Here is an 18,582-nt window from a genome sequence, read left to right on the forward strand (position 1 = left end):
AGAAGCTGCTGGATCAGGGGCGCTCGCGCCAGTCGACTTCGACCTGGCCGTAGTAGTTGACGTGGAAGTAGTCGACCCTCGAGTCCGAGCCGTCGAAGTTGTAGGCGCCGTGGATCTCCTTCAGGGCCGCCAGGATCGCGCTCAGCTCCCGGCCCGGTACCCACTGCGGCTTTCCCCACATGTCCGTCTCCTGGACGTACCCCCAGCCCTTTTCGGGGAGGTTGTAGACGTTCACACGGATCGCGCTGCCGCCGGAGAAGTAGTCCGTGCGGACGGAGATCTTGATCTGCTTGGGCATGGTGGCGAGCGCGGTGAGCGAGTCGGTCACGGCGACCTCGGCACCGGTCGCGGTGCCCAACTTCGCCGCGACCTTGCGTGCGAGTTTGATGTCCGCGCGGATGCGCTTGGCGATCTCCGTAGTGGACAGGTGCTTGACCTCTTCATACCGGGCGCCGTAACGGATGTCGGGGAGGCGGTAGCCGTGCCAGACACCATCACTGCTGCCCTCCTTGGTGAGCTGGCCCTTCTCCTGGGCGGCGGCGATGGCGCGGTCCAGCATGCGCTCGGCGGCCGCGCGCTCCTCCTCGCCAGTGCGGGGATGGAAGATCAGGTTCTCCAGCACCCAGATCTTCTTCATCGCCCGGTTGCCGGGCGCGTGCTTCTCGTTGGTGATGCGGGTCCGCGGGGGCTGGGCCGTGGCGGTGGTCATCGTTCGTCCCTCCGACGCTGCTGCCGGGGCTGACCGCCCCGTGACGAGGCGGGACGCTGGCCGGACGTCGGGCTAGCGCCGCAAGCAGCCGGCCGGAGGGCGGAGCCGCACGCGGCAGCGGCGCTCATCGACGCGGTCGGCCCCGCACGCGCGGTGCGTGCGGGGCCGGAACCGGCTCATGACCGGAGCGGGCGGGCGCCGCCGGGGTCAGAACGGTGGTTCGTCGCTGTAGCCTCCGGCCCAGCCGGGCCCCGCCTTGTCGGAGGTCAGGGGCGGATGGTCGGTGGTGCGGCGCCGCGCGCCGATCCGGCGGCGCAGCTGGTCGAGGAAGTGAACCGGCCACAGGGGCAGGTCCTCGAACAGGACGCGGTAGGCGGGGCACGTCGGGCAGGGGGTGGCCGTGTCGGCGGCCCGGTCGGGGGTGATGTGCCTGGGGAGGTAGCCGCTGCCGTGGCAGCGGCGGCAGGAGTGCTTCGGGCCGCGGATCGAGTACTTGGGGCCCCGGGACAGGGACAGGGTCTTGATGCCGGGGGTGTAGAGGAGTTCGAAGTACCCGTAACGCCATGCCCACTGAGGGGGCTGGTCGGGGTCGTCGTAGGGGTGGGCGGGTTCGGCGAACAGCACGGACGCCTCCTTGTGCTGAGTGGTTGGCGAGCCCTGGTGACCGGTCGCTCCGGTCCGGGGTGGCCGCACCGTGGAGCGCGGGAGGCCAAGCGGGGCGAGGGCGGCCGGGCGGCGCTGCGGCGCGAGGCGGGATCATGCCGCGCCGCACAGCCCGCCCCTGGTGCGGGGCGGGCTGTTCGGCCGCGGCCGGTGCGCGGGGCCGCGCTGTGGGTCAGGCGCGGGCGCCGGACTGGGGCGTCTTGCTGATGCGGCGCATGGTGGTGGTGCGGGCGGGGGCGCGGGAGAGCGTGATGCGGTCGGAGTACTCGTGTCCCGCCGTGTTGAAGTGGTCGGTGGGCCAGGTGTGCGCGGCCTGTTCCGCCGGGGGCAGGTCGTTGAAGTCCCCGCCGAGCAGGGCCCGGCCGACCGGTCCACGGGCTCCGCAGTCCCGGCAGCGGTAGAAGCAGATCTCCGCCTACCGGTCGGGGGCGAAGCCGAAGGGGGTGAAGGGGTCGGCGAGGGCCAGGGCCTTGTCGGCGGTCATCACGCTCGCGGCCGCGGTCGTCGCGGTGGTGGTGGCGGCGGTGGTGGTCATGGGTTCAGCTCCTGCCCGTTGGACGGCGCCGGGCCGTCGGCGGTCGTTGGTGGCCCGTACCGTGCGGCGGCGGCCGGCAAGGCGGGCAAGAGGACGCGGGCGGGGCGTTCCGGCAGCGTGCGGCGGGCAAGGGGCGGCCCCGGCCCGCTGCGAGGGCGGGCCGGGGCCAGGGGTGAGGCGGGGACTGGCCCCGCTACTTCGTGGACCTCTCGTCCTTACGTGCCCGGACCCAGCGGACCAGGACCCGGGGCGCCTGACTCCAGGTGATCAGGAGCAGGGCGGTGACGACGGCGAGCAGCGTTCCGTAGAACATGTGGCCGCTCATCAGGTGGGCGACGGCGGAGAGCAGTGTCATGGCGGTCATGACGGTGTACGCCGTCTTCCGGGTCCGCTCGGAGATGCCGGGCTTGAAGACCGTGAACAGGGCCGCCAGGGCGGATGCCACCTGGAGGGCGGTGATGATCGAGAGCAGGACGTCGAACAAAGGGGAACTCCTCGAAGAGACAGCAGGGGTGAGCCGTGCTGGCCGTGCACCGGGCGGTCGCCGGGTGCCTGGGCCGCACTGTGGAGCGGGGCCGGGCAAGCCCCGCAACATGGCCCCGCCCCGGCCGCGGTGCGGTCGGGGCGGGGCGGGCAGTGCACGGGGATGGCTCGCGGGTCAGGACGTGGCGGGAGCCGCCGGTGCAGCGTCGCCGGTCGGATTGACGAGGTCCTCGGGGATACGGGTCCACTCGTCGAAGTCGTCCTCGGTCAGGGCGGCGGAGAACCACTTGGAGTCGGGGGCGTTGCTGCGCATGAAGCCGAAGGCGCGCGGGCCGGCGCCGGGGCGGGGGTGGAGGGCGATGTGCTCGCACTGGAAGGTGTGGGTCTGCTCGGGGGCCTTGTAGCCGTCGCCGTCGACGTAGCGGGCGCCGGGCACGAAGAAGTCGGCAGGCGCCAGGTCGGGGCCGGGCTCGTCCCCGGTAGGGGCAGTGACGGTGTGGGTGTGCGGGCGGGGCGTGGTCACGATCGCGCTCCTGATCTGGTGGTCGACGGGTGGGGGCCGGGCCGCGCGGGACGGGAGGGGAGCCGCGCGTCCCTGGCGTGGCCCGGCCGAAGCCGGTCGCTCACGGCGCACGAGAGGGGGTTCGTGGCGGGCGTTCCGGCTGCGCCGACTCTGATCTGCGGACGGGTTAGCCCCACAACCCCTTTTCGCACGCGGGCTGGGGCGCAGCCGTCGTCCGGGGTGCGGGAGCGGCGGCGGTCGGCGGCTCGTGCTCGTGGTTGCGGGCACGGGACGGCCCCGGCACCGCACACGCGGAACCGGGGCCGAGAACTGCTGGGCGGACCAGGAGAGCAGGGGTCAGGACTTCTTCACGGTGGTGATGACGTGGACCTGATCGGTGGTGCCGTCACGGTCCTTGCTGGCCGTCCGGTCCGGGCCGGAGGCGCCGTCCGTGGCGTTGGCGCGGTCCTGGTCGCGGTGGCGGGCCTTGCTGCGGCGGTGGTCGCGGCGGAGCAGCAGCAGGAAGAAGACCGGCAGGGAGGCGTACCAGACGGTGTCCTCGGCGTTGCCGCGCAGGAAGGACCAGACCGACATCACGGTGAACGCCGTGGTCTGGATCAGCAGGCAGGCGGTGAAGGGGATCAGGCGGAAGACCGCGAGCAGCAGGGGCAGAACGAAACCCGCGACCAGCAGAGCTTCCAGCAGATCGGCCCAGTTCATGAGGTGGACTCCTTCGTCAGTACGCCGTGTCCGGCGGGGTCGGGCCGGTGCGGCCCGTGGTTGGCGGACGCACCGTGCAGCGGCGGCCGGCAAGCGGCGCAACCAGCGCGCCGGGCGCGGCCAGGACGGGGCACCGGGCCGCAGACCGGGCGCGGGCATGCCGACGGCCCGCCCCCACGAGGTACGAGGACGGGCCGGGGCAGGGCGGGCAGTGTCCGCCGGTGAGTCAGGGGCGGCACGCCGTCGAGGACTGGGCGTTGCAACCCTGGCGGCAGGCAGACGGGGTCACGTCCATGAGCAGGGCCCGCACGGCGTTGGTGCCCGTGGCACGGCGGGGCACCTTGGCGTCGTTGCCGTGGATGACCTCGGCGCGCAGGACCTTGCCGCTGGTACGGCCGATGACGATGGAGCCGAACGCGCCGTGCGGGCCGACCGCGTCAAGGATGATGCGGCGGGTGCGGCCGTGCGGCTGGCCCCAGGTGGGGCGCAGGCCCTTCGCCTCGGCAAGGCGCACGATGCCCGCCGTGTACGCGGTGACGCCGGTGAGGTCGATCGTGGTCTCGGCCGCGCCGGGGAGTTGCTCGACGGCGGCGGGGGTCGGGGTGGTGTTCATGGTGGTCGGCTCCGGGAGTGTGAAGGGGGCGGGGCGGCGGGGTGCACGGTGGCCCGGGGCCGGGCAAGCGCGGCAACCAGTGCGGGCCGGGAGCGCGAGGATGGGGGCTGTCTGCTCCGCGCGGCCGGGTGTGGGCATGGGTGAGCCCCCGGGCGCCGCGCTGGCCGCGGAGCCCGGAGGCCAGGAGCCTTTCGGGGACGGGGTTATCGGGCGTCGATGGCCGCGCGCCATCCGTTCAGGACCGCGGTCTTCTGGTCGAGCGCGGTGAGCACGGTGGTGATGCGCGTCTCGGCGCCGGGCAGGTTACCCGGACCGAAGCCGCTGGGATGGACCCACGAGGGGCTGTCGTTGATGTGCAGCATGGCCACGGTGGTGTCGGCCGCGACGGGGCGGCGGGAGCCGTCGAAGAACCGGCAGGAGTCGTCGGCGTCGGCGATGTGGAACGTGTCGAACTGGAAGTTGAGGAGCAGCCGGTCGGCGTGGTCGTCTCCGTAGAGGGTGCGGCGGGCCCGGTCGGGGACGAGGCCGGCACGCAGGTGGTCGATGCCGGAGACGGCGCAGCTGGTGAACAGGTCGTCGTCGTCGAAGAGGTCGGACAGGGCGTTGCCCATGAACCCGCCGGTGAAGCGGAGGGCGCCCAGGGTGGCGCCGGTGTGCTCCCACCACAGGGGGGCGAGTTCGAGCACGTGGGTGTGCATGTCCTTCAGGTTGCACAGGGTTCCGGCCCGGCTCATGTTGTGGGTGCGCAGGTAGGTGTCCAGCTCGGTGTGGCCGTAGGTGATGTATCCCATGAAGGGCTCTCTCCGCTTGGTGACGTGGGGTGCGGCCAGGGGCGGCCCAGAGGGGCGGGCCCGGCGCGCGGTGACGGCACGGTGGCCCGGCGCGGGCCAAGCACGGCAACCGGCACGGACGGCGGGCATGACGCAGCCCCGACCCGGGGGCGGGTCGGGGCTGCGCGGAGCAGAGCCTCAGACGCTGGTGGGCTGCGGCGCGGGGGCGTACGCGGCTGGGACGCCGACGGGTTCGGCGGGGTCTGCCTGCCAGCCGGGCATGAGCATGCGGCCGCGTGTGATCAGCTCCTGCGGGACGCGCGAGCAGGGGCCGTCGTAGGACGGTTTGACCTCGGGCTTCCCGCAGCCGACGCCGAGGCAGGCCCGGCAGTGTCCGGTACGGACGCGGGCCTTGACCCGGACGAGCCAGCCGTTGTCGTAGACGTTGACCGGGGCGTACGAACGGTCGGGCCACAGGGTGGTCATGGTCCTGCCGCTGTGGGTGCTGACACACCATCGGGTCACGGTCATGTCGGGTGGCCTCCTGCTCCTTGGCGGGTCGGATGGTGCACGCAACGCACGCGCATCGTGGCGCGGCGGCCGGCAAGCCCCGCAAGCCGCGGCGGGCGGCCGCGGTCAAGGCGTCGCGCGGCACGTTCCGCTTTCACCTGGCCGCGTTCGCGGCGGCCAGGCGCTCGGCCAGCGCGAGGACCTGGGCGAGTTGATCGGGCGTGAGGTGATACCGGCTGGTCGTTCGGCCTGGCGCGTGACCGGCGGCGTCGGCGGAGGTGATGCTCACGGACTTGAGGCCCGCGAGGCGCTCACGCTCGGCCGCCCTGGTCCTGTCCTGCTCCATCACGTCCCACAGGAACGCGGCGACGTCCTCGGTCTTGCCGATCTTCCAGCCGTCGGCGCGGCGGACTCGGTGGCCGTCCGGGGCGGTGATGTCGATGGCGCCGACGTGGTCGCCCCACATGCCGGTGAACAGGACGGTGTGGCCGGTGTTCGTGACGGTCTGGGCCTGGCCGGCGTTCTTGTGCTTGCGGGCGAGGGCGGCGATCTCGGTGGCGAAGGCGCTGCGCAGGTCGGCGAGCGGGGTGTCTGGGGCGGGGTTCTTGTGCACGATGTGGTTCCTGTCGCTTCGGGTCGGGCCGGTGGCCCGTGACGGGTGTGCGCACGGTGAAGTGGCGGCCGACTAGCCGTGCAAGGGGCGGCCGGGGCAGGCTGTCCGGCCACGCGCGGGTGCCGGGGCCTGGCGGGCACGCCGACGGCCCGTCCCCAGGGGTTGCGGGGGCGGGCCGGGCGGCGGTGGTCGGGGCGGGCGCGGTTCAGGCGGCTGGCTGCTGGGAGCGGGCGCCGACGGCAAACCCGTCCTTCCACATCGAGGCGAGGAGCTGCTGCAACTCGTCGAGCTGCTGGGCGCTGAGGGTCTTGCGCAGGGTGCCGAACCCCTCGGCCATCAGCTGGGCGCGGTGGGCCGCTGCGCCCAGAAGGGCGAAGCTGTCGTATCCGGCGACAGTCCCGTCCTCGGCCGGGAGGTTGCCGTTGGTCTCGTCGTGGTCGGCGAGCAGGGCGACGAGGCGCAAGAAGTCGGGGTGAAGCGAAGGCATGTGGCGTCCTGGTGCGGGAGGAGAGAGGGCGGGGCCGGGGCCCGGCGGGGCCCCGGCACGGCAGGGGGGCGGGGTGGTCAGTGGCCGGTCGGGACGGTCAGGACGCGGCCACCCCGGACGAGTTCGTGCGTGCACTGGCCCGTGTCGGCGGGGTGGGTGAGCTGGGCGGTGTGCAGGCGGGCCAGGTCGGTCCAGAACCGGTACAGGTGCGGCTGGTCGGGGCGGGAGTACTGCGGCGGCCGGGCGACGTAGCCGGTGGGGGCGGCGGCGTAGGGGACCATCTCGGCTTCGAGCTCGACCCAGGCGCGCCGGTGCTCCAGGTCGATGCCGAAGATCCGGTACACGGCGTAGATGCCCCAGTCGTCGGCGTGGTCGCGGCCTGTGCCGATCTGACCGGCGCCGGTGTCGTAGCGCCCGTCGGGGTCGTACGGCCAGTCGGTGAACGCGCAGTGCAGTGTGCAGGCGGGGGTGGCGGGCTGGTCGCTGGTGGCGGGGCGCAGGTCGATGCCCTGGCGGCCCCGGCGGCTGATCGGAGCCTTGGAGCACTTCAGCCGCTCGCTGGCGCCCGTGCCGTCACGGTCGGGGAGCTGGATGCGGTAGGCGAGCTGGCAGTTCCCGCAGTTCGCGCCGGGGGCGTCGGCGAGGGGCTGCCCGCTGGCGGGGTGGAGGCCCTGGCCGAGAAGCGCGCGGACGTTGGCGTTGCCCGCCAGGGCGGGGATGTGGGGGTAGCGGGGCTCCCTGCGCGGCGCCCTGGCCTTGGGGGGTGTGGCCTCGCGGGCCGTGGTCGTGGGGGCGGGGGCGGGGGTGGCTATGGACATGCGGGGTTCTCCTTCGAACGCGCGGTGTGCGCAGTCGGGTTGGCAGCCGGGCGAGGGGCGGGGTGGTGGTCACCGCCCTGTGGCCGGCGGACCGCACCGTGACGGGGTGCGGGGGAAGCCCCGCAACATCGCCAGACCGTCACCGGGTTGTCGGCGGGCGGTCGGCGGAGCGGGGGGTGGAGCGGGCCGGGGAAGCGGGAGGGTGATAACCACTCCCCCGGCCCGGTGACCGCACCATGACCCGGCGCGCGGCAAGCCCCGCAACACCACGTCACGGACGGACCGTGCGGCGGTCGGCACGGCCGGGCGCGGGCGTGGAAGGGCCCCCGGCGCCACGAGGACGACGGGGGCCACGAACCGCAGGCGCGGGCTGTGCTCGAGAATCAGGGCTGCGGCTCGGTCTTCTTGGGCGCCGCGTCGCGGCGCATCGACTCGACAGCGCGCATCGCGTGATCGAGGTAGGCGAGCGATGCCGGACGGATGGGCGCGATCCACTGGCCACTGCGCTCGTTGTAGAACTCCACGGTCGCGGCTCCGGCAGACTTCATCGCGACGACGGTCCGGTCATTGGTGAGCTCGGCAAGGGCCAGGTTCAGGAAGTGCTCCACGCGGTCGAGCTGCGTGTTCTGCGTGCGGGTCAGGCGGGGCATGAGTGTCCCTTCGAGCGTGCCGTGCGCGACGGCGTGCGGATGGAGCGGGCCCGAGGGAGTGGGAGGGTGGTCACCTCTCCCCCGGCCCGGTGACCGCACAGTGCCGGTGAACGGCCCAAGCTCAGCAACAGCAACGGGCTGGGCGTTGGCAGGGAGGTCGGCGGACCGGAAAGAGGCGGGCGAGGCGTGGCGGCGGTACGGCGACGGCCCCCGGTCCCGCGGGGCGCGGGCCGGGGGCCGGAAGGGTGGCGGTCAGATGTGGCAGTCGACCGCGACGAGCAGCGTGTCGGGCGGGAGCGTGTCCAGGTGCTCGTTCATGCGGCGGGCGTATTCGGCCTGGTCCTGGGGGGTGTCGGTGCTCATGCCGAACATCCCCATCCTTCCGGGTGCGTGCCACACGCCGTCGAGGCCCAGGTAGGCGTAGCCGGGAACGGCATGGTCGGCTCCCTGCTGCATGTAGGCGTCGCGTCCCGGTGCGAAGGTGTCGATGGGGCAGTCGAGCCACATGAAGTCGCGGGACTGCCGGGCGGCCTTGACCTGGGGCTGTGCGCCGTACTCCTGGCGGGCCTGCCCGATCGTGTAGGTGTCCGGATCGGCCTGGTGGCGGCTGAGGAACCTCGACCAGCCGTCGGCCTCGGGAAGTCCGGCAACCAGGCGCTGCCACTGGTCGTACCGCTCGCCCGCCGCACGTCGCGCTTCGGCGCGCATCGCAGCAAGGTCGAGGAGCTCGCGGGGGCCTCCGTCCACCCGCCCGGCCGGGCAGGGGTCACCGAATACACCCGGCGAGCCGACCAGCAGACGCGGATCGTCGGCGGCGTCGGCCTGGGGGATGAAGTAGCCGGTCCAGCGGCCGCCGATCTGCCACCAGTCCCATTTGGAATTCGGGTTGTAGGTGCTGACCTCGTAGGCGCGGCCGTCGTCATCGACGTGCAGGTAGGCGCTGCTGTCCTTGTCGTGCTTGTAGCGGGCGTTGACCGCCTCGGCGACCTGTTCCCAGGTCAGCGGGCCTTCAGCAGGCAGTTGGCCGTCCTCCCGGCAGGCTGCGACGACCCAGTAGTTCTCGGCGTTCCCGGTCTCGTAGTCGCGGTAGGGGGCGACCTCGGTGTTCTCGTCGAACGGCGCGAGCACGTCCTCCAGGGCGGCTTCCACCTTGTCGGGGCTGGTGGGAGGAAGCGCGACAAGCAGGCTGAAGTGACTCATGGACTTCTCCTCGGTGATGGCGCGGTGCGCGGCGGCACGGCGCGCAGCAGATGGCCGCGGGGCAGCCGGTATCCGCAGGTCAATGGCCTTGGGGATGCCGCGACTGCGGGCGGCGCTGGCGAGAGCGACCCTGCTGCGGCGCCGAGCTAGCACCGCAAGCAGCCGGCGCACGGGCAGGCTGGCGGGTGCCGCCCGGCGCGGCGCGGCCGGGGAGACGGGTTGGTGTGGTCACCGCTCCCCCGGCCCGGCAGCCCCCTTCCCGTGAGGCGGCGCGCGGCGGCGCCTCAGCGCGCGGAGGAGGGTGGTGGCGGCACGGGACACAGAGCGGCGGCCCGGCCGGGCGGGCGCGCTCGGCGGGCCGCGGGCGGCGGAAGGCGCGTGCGGCACGGCAGCGGCCCCCGGCGCCACGTGGGCGGCGGGGGCCAGGAGCCGCAGGGCGGCGGCGGGAGGTCAGTGCACCTTGAAGCCGCCGCGTACCCGGGCGCGCTCCAGGTAGGTGATCCACTCGATCCAGTAGCTGTGGCTGTCGCCCTCGTCACCGAGTGCGGCCCCCAGGAGCGTCATCACCTGGGGTGCGCTGTGGGTCCGGTAGGCCGCCAGCGCCGCCTCGATCTCGGCGGGGGTGACGAGCCATCCGTCGTTGGAGCCGAGCTTGTGCGCGGCGATCCCGGATGCGGGTTCCGGATGCCAGGCGAGGTGGGCGTTGAGTTCCTTGACGTATACGGCGGCCGCCGCCTTGACCGGGAGTCCGTCGCCCGCCCCGGGGTTCGCCTCCTCCACGGCTGCATCGACGTCTTCCCACGTCACACCGTCCGGCAGCTCGGGGAAGCTGGGCTGCGGGTATCCGGTGACGAGCATGCCCAGCGCGTCCATGACCGTCCGGTAGACGCCCATCCCGTGGATGTTGAGACGGAAGTACGAGACGTCGGTGGCCTGCAGGGCCTCGTACGCTGCGTCGACCTTCTGCTGGGCGGCCTCGTATCCGGGGTGGGACACCGCCAGGTGGCGCATCTCCTCGCCCGCCTCGATGACCATCCTGGACAGTTCGGTGGAACGGCCCTCCTTGTCCATCCGTGCCCTCGCGGCGTCCAGGCGGCGCTTGGCGTCCTGGTACTGGGGCAGGGTCTGCGGGAGGCCGTCACGTTCGCGCACCGCCGCGTCGAACGCCTCGCGCGCCCGGCGGTGGGCGGCTTCTTCCTCATCGGTCATCGGGTCGTGGATGTACATGTCGTAGCCCATACGGGCCTCCTCGAAAGAACGCGGGAACAGGTGGTGCGCGCGGCCGACGGCGGCGCGAAGCGGGGCGGATGCGCCCCTCGGGACGGGGCCGGTGACGGCGCGGAGCCGGGGCGACCCCCGGGACGGGAAGGGAGCAGCGCTCCCTCCGGCCGGCGACCGCACCGTGACGGGGCGCGGGGCAAGCCCCGCAACACCGCCCGACCGCGGCCGGACCGCGGCGGGACCGCTGGGCGGTCGGCGGGCCGGGGAAGCGGGAGGGTGGTCACCGCTCTCTCGGCCCGGTGACCACACCCTGACGCGGCACACGGCAAGCCCCGCAACAGCAATGCGCGGCCGGGAGTTGGTGTCGGCGCGCCGGACATGCGGCCGGGCGGGACCGGAGGGAGGGCGCGGGGAGACGGGCGCGGCAGCCCAGGCGCGGAGCGGTCCCGGCGCCCTGCGCCACACCGCCCCGTCCGGGCGGGAGGTAGGCGCGGCGGGCGGGGGCGGCCCGGAGCATGGAGCGGCCCCCGGTCCGCGCGGGGCGCGGGCCGGGGGCCGGGAGGGGGCGGGTCAGGCTGCCTGGGTGCCGGTGCGGGCGGCCAGTTCGGCGGCCATCGCCCGCCGGATGACGGCCTCGGCCAGGCGCGGCGGCATCGCGTTGCCGATCTGCTCGTACTGCTTGGTCCGCGAGCCCCGGAAGGGGTGGCCGGGCGGGAACGTCTGGAGCGCGGCCGCGTCGGCGACGGACACCCGGATCATGTCCTTGCGGCCGCCGCGGTAGGCGGGCAGATCATCGGCGTCCACCAGCCGGGTGTCCGCGATCCAGCGGCCCGCGTCCCGCTCCCCGTACAGGGTGGCGCGGCTGCCCGAGCCGCCGACACAGGAGGGGTCCGGGCCCCCGGCCGCCGTGCCGACCGCGACGGTCAGCGCGGGCCGGTGCGTCATCCCCCAGCCCAGCGCCTGGGCCATCGACACCCACGGCAGCAACTCCTGGTTGCCGCCTGCCTGGTCGGTGGTGCGGGAGTAGCGGCGGTGGGTCGGGGCGGGCAGAGCGGCTTCGCCCTCACCGTGGCGGCGGGCGACCAGCACGGCGCGGGCCCGGGTCTGCGGGACGCCGTACTCCTCGGCGTTCATCCGGCCCGTGACCACCGTGTAGCCCTCGGCGCGCAGGATCGCGGCCATCGCTTCCCACACCGGCAGCACGGTGGGTACCTGCTCCAGCATCACCGTCCGGTACGGGCGCCCGTCGTCCAGGGCCTCAAGCGTCCACCGCAGCGGTTCCAGGACCAGACCGGTGCGCTCGTCGTCCAGGGTGGCAAGCCCCGCCCGGATGTCCCGGCGCGCGGCCAGCTGGTCCGCGAAGTGCAGTACCGTGTCCAACGCGCGGCGTCCGGCGCCTTTCCCGCCGATCGAGTACGGCTGACACGGCGGCGAGCCGATCAGATCGGTCGCGGTGGGGAAATCGCTGGGCCGGTAGGCGCGGACGTCACCCTCGACGGTGTCCAGCCCGGCAGCCCGCCTCGACTCACACGCCGCATGGTCGTGCTCGATCCCGGTCACCGGCAGACCCAGCCACTGCGCGGCCAGATCCCAGCCACCCGGCCCGCCGAACAGGTCAACTATCTCCACCCGGCGGGCAGCATCCTTCTTGATCATGGGGGGTACCCCGATTCCTGGTCACGGCGTCACCAGGAACCGACCAGCCCCCGTGACATGAACAGGACCAGAAACACAGAAACCCGATCAAGCCACGCAAACCCCAACACCTCACACACGGCACGCTTCACAAAAACCCGACAGAGCGAAGCCAGAGACAGACACGGCACCCCGAAACCGGGCGCGCCGGGCGGCACGACAGGACGGGGCAGGACGCAGGAAGCTGTCCCCGGCCAACGCACAGGGACGCGGCCGGGGACAGGGAAAAAGAGCAGGACGGGGTGGTGGGGCTGGTCAGAGCTCGTCTAACTCACACATCACATCGAGCAGCGCACCGCGGCATCGGCATCTGCTTGGGCGCTGGTGAGGGCTTTAAGGAACCTCACTCCCTGACCCCAAGCAGGTACGCAGTGTTCAGGCGCGGAGGGAGCGATGCGCACGGTGGCGAGCACGAAGGCGGGGTCGGCGTGGTTCTTGAAGTGGGTGGAGACATCGATCGGGCCGGGCAGGATCAGTTGGCCGCAGGTGGTGTTCGGCACGAAGGACTTCACCTTCTGCCAGCCAGGCACGCCGAGCGGGCCGAGGGAGTATGGGTCCGCATTGGTGCGCTTGGTGGGCTCGGAGGCGTGCTCGATGGCGCCGAGCGCGGCCATCCACTGGTCACTGCGGACCCGACGCACCGTCACGGACAGGTCGCCCGCACGCGCTCCGATGCGGACTGAGCCGCTCAGGCAGACGGAGCAGAGGTCACCGGGATGCTGGCAGGCCGTGAAGTCGAAGCCCTCGTTGTAGGGACTATCGTGCGGGCTCGTCTCGCAGTTGGCGAGGGCGGCCTTCAGGCTGGCCCAGAGCCCCGATGTGACGAGTGTGGAGAGCAGAGACTGGCTGTGGTGGTACGTCGGGGTGGCGGACACGGCGGGTTCCTCTCAAGCGATGAGCACGGGGGCACGTACGGCGCAGAGGGAGGCAAGACTGATGGCCATCGCTCCTCCCGGGGGGCCGGTGACTGCACCTTGGGGCAGCGGCCGGCAAGGCCCGCAAGCAAGGAGTCCGGCGCTGCATAAACCGCAGCTCCTCCTGAGCACTCACGGGATCTACGGGTCGAGGCGGACATGGCACGAGCCCCCGGCGCCACGAGGGTGCCGGGGGCGAGGATCTTGGAGGGTGGGCCTAGGTGTCGAGCTCGCCGAGCTTTTCCATGACGTCGTTCAGGGCGTCCATCCGCAGGGCGTCATCGTCGCCATGGATGGCGTGGAGGCTCTCGTCTCGGCGCTGTTCGGGGGTGAGGGCCTCGGCGCGGGAACGGGCTTCGGCGTACACGGTGTCGGCGGCCGTGCGGTGGACGGAGCCAGGGTTGGTGTAGGCGAGCCTGGCGTGGATGAGGTTGAGGTGGCGCTGGGCGATGCGCAGCGCGGCGGCCGCTCCGGTAGTGGTGTAGACGGTGACGCGGGTGGGGTTTAGTGGATCGTCGACCGTCGGGGTCTGCGCGGAGCCGGTGATGTCCGGCTCGGAGGTGAGGTTCGCGGCCTGGACTGCGAAGTCACGGGCGCGCAGCGTGTACTTGATCATGAACGGACGGGCCCTTTCGGGAGCTTGGATGAGGAGAAGCGGCGATCAGCCGCGGCAAGGGGACCGTCGTGGCGTGGTGGGTTAGCCGGGCAACTGCACTGGTCGGGTCGGCGTGTGGTGCGCTTGGAGGCGACTGCCCCGGCCGTGGTGGAGCAGACAGACAGCCGGGGCGGGGCAGGGTGTGGGGCAGAGAGCGCTAGACCGGGTCAGCGATCGCGTCGACATAGGGCCAAACTGGCATGTCGCGGGCGCCCTCGCAGCTCAGGAGGTCGACGAACTCGCCATCCTCCAGGCGGCCGCCGGCATATCCGGTGGGGGTGGGAGAGCCTTGCCACCAGGTGCGGGCCAGGGCGTACGCGGCCTGCTGGGAGGGCGCGCGGACGATGAACCGGTAGGTGCGCTCTTCGGTCGTCTGCATCCACATCCGGTACACCCGGCGATGGCCGGGAACGCCCCGGTCTCCCCCGGCGGTGAACGCCGCCTTGATGGCGTGGCGGCAGTGGTTGGTATGCAGCCAGGTGATGTCGTCGCGGGTCCTGCGGTGGACGAGACGCAGTTCGTCGAGGTCGCCGACCGCCATCGGGCGGCGGGTGCGCTCCTCAAGTGGAACGGAGCGCACCACGCCCGGGCGGTCCTCCCGCTGGTCGGGGTTGACGAGCGCGGTTTCGGTGCGCGGGTCATAGGCGTGGACGGTGTAGCGGGTGGTCAGCCCTGTTCGGGGTTCGACGGTCGCGGCTGTGCCGATGCCGAAGGTGGTGGTGGCGGTCACGGGCCGGTCGGCCCAGGTGCAACCGGGATACATGTCGGGCGGCGGGGTCATCATGTGGTTGGTGTCCTCTCGTACGGGCGCGCATCCGGCTGGGTTTCCGGATGCGCGGGTACGGTGAGGGACCGGCAGGCAAGCGGGGCAAGTGCAGTCACATACTGGGGAGTTGAAGGAATGCACCCCGACGAAAGCCCGCTCGTTCCCGGCCCCCAGGGGTGGGTGCCGGGAACGAGCGGGCATTGCGCCTCGGAGTGGTGCAGGGGCACCGGTCCGGTTCTGATCAGAGCCGGAGCTGACGCTAGCGCGGGGTCAGGAGTTCGAGAACGGCGCACCAAGACCCGCAACCCCGGATGGCGGGCCGGCAGGGGGGCCGGTCCCGCTCCGGGCAGTTTGTTCGGAGCGGGACTCTGATCAGTCGGCGAGCGCCGTAGGGAAGGTGATCCGGTACAGGGCTGCGGACCTCTCGTCGGGGACGAGCTCCCAGCCGGATGCGGCGATGTCCTCGGGGGCGGCGTTGTCCATGGCCATGCGCAGCACCTCGTCGGCCCAGCCGAGCGTCTCGGTGTCGAAGGGGCCGGTGTCGTCGGCCGTGTCGATCTCGCTGTCTCCGGCGAATACGGCGCACACGCGGGCGAGGCCGGTGATGTCGACCAAGGCCGAAGTCGCCTGGGGCGTCACGGCGCGGAGGATCTTGCCGACCTCGACGCCCGCAGTTCCGAGCGGGGTTTTCGGCTGGGCGTCTCGGGTGAGGCCGCACGGGCACTGGGTCTCGTGCCAGACGCTGTCCTCGCCACAGGCACACCACCAAGATGCGAAGCTCCAGGTCCATTCCCAGCCGCCGATAGGGTACAGACCCTCGTCGTCGGGGTGGACGATGTTGGCGGCTGTGTCGCTGCCTTCGTCCAGGTACTGCCAGCGGATGTGTACGACAACGGCACGCGGGGCGCCGCGTCCGGTGACCTTGCGCTTGCGGGCCGCCTTGCGGGCCTGCGGGGTGGCGGGGGCGATCGTGGCGGTTGCACCCCGGCTCAGGGACCGCCAGGGGATGCGGACGGCGATGGCGAGGTTTTCCTCTGTGTCGTCTTCCTCGTCGTAGTGGCGGCGGGGGCCTCCCTCGATGAGGTGGACGGTGTCCTGGCTGTCCGCGCGCCCTTCGATGACGTGGATGGTGTCGACGCAGTCGTATCCGTCCTCTTCGGCAAGGCGCAGCGTCTGAGCCGACAGCTCGCGGGCCGCGTCAAGGGTGAAATGGGGGCTCAGCCAGCCGTTCCACCGGTTGGACGGGTCCAGAGTGCAGTCGAGCGGGCCGAGGATGTCGTCGATGCAGACGCGGGTGGCGATCGTCTGGCAGGTGTGCTTCACGGGTCCTTCTCTCCGTTCGCGTGTGGGTCACCGCTGATGGCCGCGCCACGGCCCGGCACCCAGCTCGGTGGCTGGGTGGGATGGGGGGCTTGCGGCCGTGGGCGGGGTTGCTGGCCGGTCCCGGCGAGGCGGGGGGCCGCAAGGCCGGGCTGCGCGGTGTGCGCATCGGGGGCGCGGAGATGCGCGGCCCGGCGGGTGCCGGTCGCCGTCAGGCACCGAGTGGTCGGTGCGGGGCGTTTCGGCTGACCACAAGGTGCGGTCCGGCGGGGTTAGGACCGCAACCACGGTGGACGGCAGTGCGAGCGGGGCACAGGGGCTGGGCCCGGAGCAGTGGTGGTTGGACACGGAGCGGCGGGCATACTGCCGCCGCCCCCGGCGGGTAGGCGCGGGGGCGGCGTGGCGTGGGATTTCTTCCCGGCAGTGGATCAGCGGGGCAGGACGGCCTTGACGCGCCGGGCGAGCCAGGCTGCGACGTTGACGGGGACGGCGTTGCCGACCTGCAGGCGGAGGTCGTCCTCCTCCCCGGCGAAGATGTGGTGGTCGGGGAAGCCCTGCGCCCTGGCCTTCTCGCGGGTCGTGAGCGGCCGGTACTCGCACTCGTCGATGCTCAGGTCTGCGGTGGGGCGCGCGAGGTAGTGGTGGCCGCCGCCCTTGGCGGTGAGCGTGCCGATCGGGTCATCGAGCGAGCTGGCGTCGCAGTGATTGCGCAGGGTGACGATGAACGGCTTGCCGCGATACCTCTCCAGGCCGATGGCGACCCGGTTTCGCGTGGCCGCTACGTAGGGCTTGCGGCCGCCGGTGAAGTGGTCGTAGTAGCCATCACCGAACCTGGAGCCGCGCACGGTGTGATCGATGACCTCGCCGATGCCGCGGGTGATGGGCTCAACATGCGCTCCGCAGCGCACGTTGGGGCAGGCGTAGGTGTACTGCCTCTTGCGACCGTACTCGCCGACCGGGAATTCCGGGTTCTTCTTCCAGCGCTGGACGCCTTCGACGGGGCCGCAGGTGGGGCACATGGCGTCGCAGGTCGGCCGGAGGTCGGGCAGTCCGTTGGCCTCGGCGACGTCGTTGCGCAGGAAGCACCACACCACTCGGTCCCGCGACTGAGGCAGCGGAGGAATCCCGTCGACCTTGAGGTGAGCGGCATTCACCGACGCAATGACCGGGGTGTAACCGAGGGCTTCCCAGACCGTCAGCCATGCCTTGAACAGTGGGGAGGTGCCGAACTGGGCGACGTTCTCGCCGACGTAGGCAAGGGGTCGGTGGACCTCGGCGTAGCGGACGGGCTCCCACATGGTGATGCGGGTTTGCGGCCAGTCCGGGCCCGGCTTCGGGCGGCCGTTCGCATCCAGTTCCACGGCCTTGCGCGGGGCGGCCTTGCCGCCCGCCGGGGATGCTTCCGTGCAGATCGGAGACGCGACCAGTACCTGGGCTGAGGGCACGCAGCGCATGTCGATGGCCTGTACGTCGGCTGGGTTCACGAAGAGGCCGGGCCAGTTGATGCGCGCCGTGACCACGCTGGCCGGGTGGTGGTTCGCGGCGTACAGGGACAGGAATCCGGCGTCGGTGAAGCCACGCATGTCACCGCAGCCGCCGGTGAAGAAGTGCACTGAGGTGGGGCCATCGAACAGGGCCGTCATCGCAGCAATTCCCTTCGGAGAGCTGGGAGTTGAGGAGCGCGGCCAGGTTTGGCCGGGCGGTGACGGCACACTCGGCGTTTGCATACCAAGCCCCACAACCTGCCGCTCACCTGCGCGGATGGGCCGTTGCCGGACGAACCGGCCGGTGCCAGCCCGGCTGTAGCCAACGGGGAGGGGACGGGAAGGCCCCGCCACCACACCTCGGGTGGCGGGGCGGTTGAGTGCGCATCCGCGAAGGCGAGGGACCCTCGTGGGCCGGCTGTCGGCATGAGGTTGGAGATCAGGTCATGTCGCTCACCCGGGCAAGGGCGATGACCTCGTGGCGCCCGTCGGTGTGCTGGACCTGCACGACGGCCTGGCCCTTGTCGTTGCGAGAGGTACTGGTCAGGCGGGCCGTGCCGCTGTAAGTGATGACCTGGGTCGGGGAGGTCGGGCAGAACTTCCAGGGCGTGGTGGGGGCTTCGTCTAGCCACCCGTCTGCTGCCAGGGATACGTGCTCGTAGTGCGCCGCGAGCCCCTCGACCTGCGGGCAGGAGCAGCGGACGTGTACGACGCAGGTGTCTGCTTCGGTGTGGCCGATGCGCACGGGCGGGGTCGGGGCCAGGCCGAGGATGTGGACTCGGTTGTGCTCGACCCGCTGTGCGTGGGCGTGGCGGTCTTCGGCCAGTGCGGACAGGGCACTGCGGATGGCGGCGGTCTGGTCGGGGGCGGGGGTTCCGAGGGTGAGGCGCTGGCCGTCGACGTCGCGGACGATGAACTCGGCCTCGCCGGTCGCAGGGTTGGGGGCGTGGAGTACGGCGTAGACGGCGGGGGTGAAGCCGATGTGGTCGGGCAGGCCGCCGGGGAATGTGCCGGGGACGGTGAAGAACTTCCCGTCGTGGCCGAACAGCTCGCGGGTGGTCCGGTGGGTCGCCGAGCGGTGGCGGGGGCGGTCCGTGGTCAGGTGCGGGAGTTCTCCGGCATTGAGGTCGGGCGCGGTCATGGTGGGTGTCCCTTCTCGTGGCAGCCCTGCGTCTGCGCGGGCGAGGGGGACGGTGGACGGACGGCCGGCTAGCTCGGCAAGAGCACCACGTACTGGGCCACGGGCGTTGGCGC

General features: G+C 72.2%; 21 protein-coding genes. All 21 read right to left on the bottom strand.

Features of this window, described 5'->3' with window-relative positions; genetic code table 11:
• Window positions 1-13: 13 nt before the first annotated feature.
• Window positions 14-709 (bottom strand): hypothetical protein, encoded by a 696-nt coding sequence (locus ABZ404_RS34960; RefSeq protein WP_358836377.1) that lies wholly within the window; start codon window positions 707-709, stop codon window positions 14-16.
• Window positions 710-916: 207 nt separating this feature from the next.
• Window positions 917-1,333, bottom strand: coding sequence for a hypothetical protein (locus ABZ404_RS34965; RefSeq protein WP_358991292.1), 417 nt, complete (start codon window positions 1,331-1,333; stop codon window positions 917-919).
• Between the two features lie 767 nt (window positions 1,334-2,100).
• Window positions 2,101-2,391, bottom strand: coding sequence for a hypothetical protein (locus tag ABZ404_RS34970; RefSeq protein ID WP_358836859.1), 291 nt, complete (start codon window positions 2,389-2,391; stop codon window positions 2,101-2,103).
• Between the two features lie 174 nt (window positions 2,392-2,565).
• Window positions 2,566-2,913: a hypothetical protein gene (locus ABZ404_RS34975; RefSeq protein ID WP_358836860.1), complete on the bottom strand. Its 348-nt coding sequence runs from the start codon at window positions 2,911-2,913 to the stop codon at window positions 2,566-2,568.
• A 336-nt stretch (window positions 2,914-3,249) separates the two neighbouring features.
• Complete coding sequence (locus tag ABZ404_RS34980; protein ID WP_358836861.1) at window positions 3,250-3,612, bottom strand: hypothetical protein; 363 nt, start codon at window positions 3,610-3,612, stop codon at window positions 3,250-3,252.
• Between the two features lie 226 nt (window positions 3,613-3,838).
• On the bottom strand, window positions 3,839-4,225 hold the full coding sequence (locus tag ABZ404_RS34985) for a hypothetical protein (RefSeq protein ID WP_358836862.1): 387 nt from the start codon (window positions 4,223-4,225) through the stop codon (window positions 3,839-3,841).
• 203 nt (window positions 4,226-4,428) lie between these two features.
• Complete coding sequence (locus ABZ404_RS34990) at window positions 4,429-5,016, bottom strand: hypothetical protein (protein WP_358836863.1); 588 nt, start codon at window positions 5,014-5,016, stop codon at window positions 4,429-4,431.
• Window positions 5,017-5,193: 177 nt separating this feature from the next.
• Window positions 5,194-5,526 (bottom strand): hypothetical protein, encoded by a 333-nt coding sequence (locus ABZ404_RS34995; RefSeq protein WP_358836864.1) that lies wholly within the window; start codon window positions 5,524-5,526, stop codon window positions 5,194-5,196.
• A gap of 133 nt (window positions 5,527-5,659) precedes the next feature.
• Entirely contained in the window at window positions 5,660-6,118 is a 459-nt protein-coding gene (locus tag ABZ404_RS35000; RefSeq protein WP_358836865.1) for a hypothetical protein, read from the bottom strand.
• A 205-nt stretch (window positions 6,119-6,323) separates the two neighbouring features.
• Complete coding sequence (locus tag ABZ404_RS35005; RefSeq protein WP_358991295.1) at window positions 6,324-6,605, bottom strand: hypothetical protein; 282 nt, start codon at window positions 6,603-6,605, stop codon at window positions 6,324-6,326.
• Window positions 6,606-6,682: 77 nt separating this feature from the next.
• Window positions 6,683-7,423, bottom strand: coding sequence for a hypothetical protein (locus ABZ404_RS35010; protein WP_358836525.1), 741 nt, complete (start codon window positions 7,421-7,423; stop codon window positions 6,683-6,685).
• A gap of 383 nt (window positions 7,424-7,806) precedes the next feature.
• Complete coding sequence (locus ABZ404_RS35015) at window positions 7,807-8,073, bottom strand: hypothetical protein (protein WP_358836526.1); 267 nt, start codon at window positions 8,071-8,073, stop codon at window positions 7,807-7,809.
• 252 nt (window positions 8,074-8,325) lie between these two features.
• Window positions 8,326-9,273, bottom strand: a complete 948-nt coding sequence (locus ABZ404_RS35020; protein WP_358836690.1) for a hypothetical protein — start codon at window positions 9,271-9,273, stop codon at window positions 8,326-8,328.
• Between the two features lie 450 nt (window positions 9,274-9,723).
• Window positions 9,724-10,512, bottom strand: a complete 789-nt coding sequence (locus ABZ404_RS35025; protein WP_358991298.1) for a hypothetical protein — start codon at window positions 10,510-10,512, stop codon at window positions 9,724-9,726.
• Window positions 10,513-11,064: 552 nt separating this feature from the next.
• Entirely contained in the window at window positions 11,065-12,150 is a 1,086-nt protein-coding gene (locus tag ABZ404_RS35030) for a DNA cytosine methyltransferase (protein ID WP_358836527.1), read from the bottom strand.
• A 317-nt stretch (window positions 12,151-12,467) separates the two neighbouring features.
• A complete protein-coding gene (locus ABZ404_RS35035; RefSeq protein ID WP_358836528.1) occupies window positions 12,468-13,064 on the bottom strand; it encodes a hypothetical protein in 597 nt (198 codons plus the stop codon).
• 256 nt (window positions 13,065-13,320) lie between these two features.
• Window positions 13,321-13,719, bottom strand: a complete 399-nt coding sequence (locus ABZ404_RS35040; protein WP_358836529.1) for a hypothetical protein — start codon at window positions 13,717-13,719, stop codon at window positions 13,321-13,323.
• A 196-nt stretch (window positions 13,720-13,915) separates the two neighbouring features.
• Window positions 13,916-14,542, bottom strand: coding sequence for a hypothetical protein (locus ABZ404_RS35045; protein ID WP_358836530.1), 627 nt, complete (start codon window positions 14,540-14,542; stop codon window positions 13,916-13,918).
• 354 nt (window positions 14,543-14,896) lie between these two features.
• On the bottom strand, window positions 14,897-15,847 hold the full coding sequence (locus tag ABZ404_RS35050) for a hypothetical protein (RefSeq protein WP_358836531.1): 951 nt from the start codon (window positions 15,845-15,847) through the stop codon (window positions 14,897-14,899).
• A gap of 425 nt (window positions 15,848-16,272) precedes the next feature.
• The gene (locus tag ABZ404_RS35055; RefSeq protein WP_358836532.1) at window positions 16,273-17,487 is read right to left on the bottom strand and encodes a DNA cytosine methyltransferase; all 1,215 of its coding nucleotides are present in this window, start codon (window positions 17,485-17,487) and stop codon (window positions 16,273-16,275) included.
• Between the two features lie 280 nt (window positions 17,488-17,767).
• Window positions 17,768-18,469 carry a hypothetical protein gene (locus ABZ404_RS35060; RefSeq protein WP_358836533.1) on the bottom strand — a complete coding sequence of 234 codons (702 nt, stop codon included), beginning with the start codon at window positions 18,467-18,469 and terminating at the stop codon, window positions 17,768-17,770.
• Between the last annotated feature and the right edge of the window lie 113 nt (window positions 18,470-18,582).

The organism is Streptomyces sp. NPDC005878, from assembly GCF_040629815.1.
GTDB lineage: Bacteria > Actinomycetota > Actinomycetes > Streptomycetales > Streptomycetaceae > Streptomyces.

Excerpts from the sequence above, each read along its gene's own strand:
- ABZ404_RS35040 (WP_358836529.1), bottom strand. The coding sequence starts at position 13,719 with ATGATCAAGTACACGCTGCGCGCCCGTGACTTCGCAGTCCAGGCCGCG.
- ABZ404_RS35010 (WP_358836525.1), bottom strand. The coding sequence starts at position 7,423 with ATGTCCATAGCCACCCCCGCCCCCGCCCCCACGACCACGGCCCGCGAG.
- ABZ404_RS34980 (WP_358836861.1), bottom strand. The coding sequence starts at position 3,612 with ATGAACTGGGCCGATCTGCTGGAAGCTCTGCTGGTCGCGGGTTTCGTT.
- ABZ404_RS34990 (WP_358836863.1), bottom strand. The coding sequence starts at position 5,016 with ATGGGATACATCACCTACGGCCACACCGAGCTGGACACCTACCTGCGC.
- ABZ404_RS35060 (WP_358836533.1), bottom strand. The coding sequence starts at position 18,469 with ATGACCGCGCCCGACCTCAATGCCGGAGAACTCCCGCACCTGACCACG.
- ABZ404_RS35025 (WP_358991298.1), bottom strand. The coding sequence starts at position 10,512 with ATGGGCTACGACATGTACATCCACGACCCGATGACCGATGAGGAAGAA.
- ABZ404_RS34995 (WP_358836864.1), bottom strand. The coding sequence starts at position 5,526 with ATGACCGTGACCCGATGGTGTGTCAGCACCCACAGCGGCAGGACCATG.
- ABZ404_RS34985 (WP_358836862.1), bottom strand. The coding sequence starts at position 4,225 with ATGAACACCACCCCGACCCCCGCCGCCGTCGAGCAACTCCCCGGCGCG.
- ABZ404_RS34960 (WP_358836377.1), bottom strand. The coding sequence starts at position 709 with ATGACCACCGCCACGGCCCAGCCCCCGCGGACCCGCATCACCAACGAG.
- ABZ404_RS35045 (WP_358836530.1), bottom strand. The coding sequence starts at position 14,542 with ATGATGACCCCGCCGCCCGACATGTATCCCGGTTGCACCTGGGCCGAC.
- ABZ404_RS35055 (WP_358836532.1), bottom strand. The coding sequence starts at position 17,487 with ATGACGGCCCTGTTCGATGGCCCCACCTCAGTGCACTTCTTCACCGGC.
- ABZ404_RS35030 (WP_358836527.1), bottom strand. The coding sequence starts at position 12,150 with ATGATCAAGAAGGATGCTGCCCGCCGGGTGGAGATAGTTGACCTGTTC.
- ABZ404_RS35020 (WP_358836690.1), bottom strand. The coding sequence starts at position 9,273 with ATGAGTCACTTCAGCCTGCTTGTCGCGCTTCCTCCCACCAGCCCCGAC.
- ABZ404_RS35005 (WP_358991295.1), bottom strand. The coding sequence starts at position 6,605 with ATGCCTTCGCTTCACCCCGACTTCTTGCGCCTCGTCGCCCTGCTCGCC.
- ABZ404_RS35015 (WP_358836526.1), bottom strand. The coding sequence starts at position 8,073 with ATGCCCCGCCTGACCCGCACGCAGAACACGCAGCTCGACCGCGTGGAG.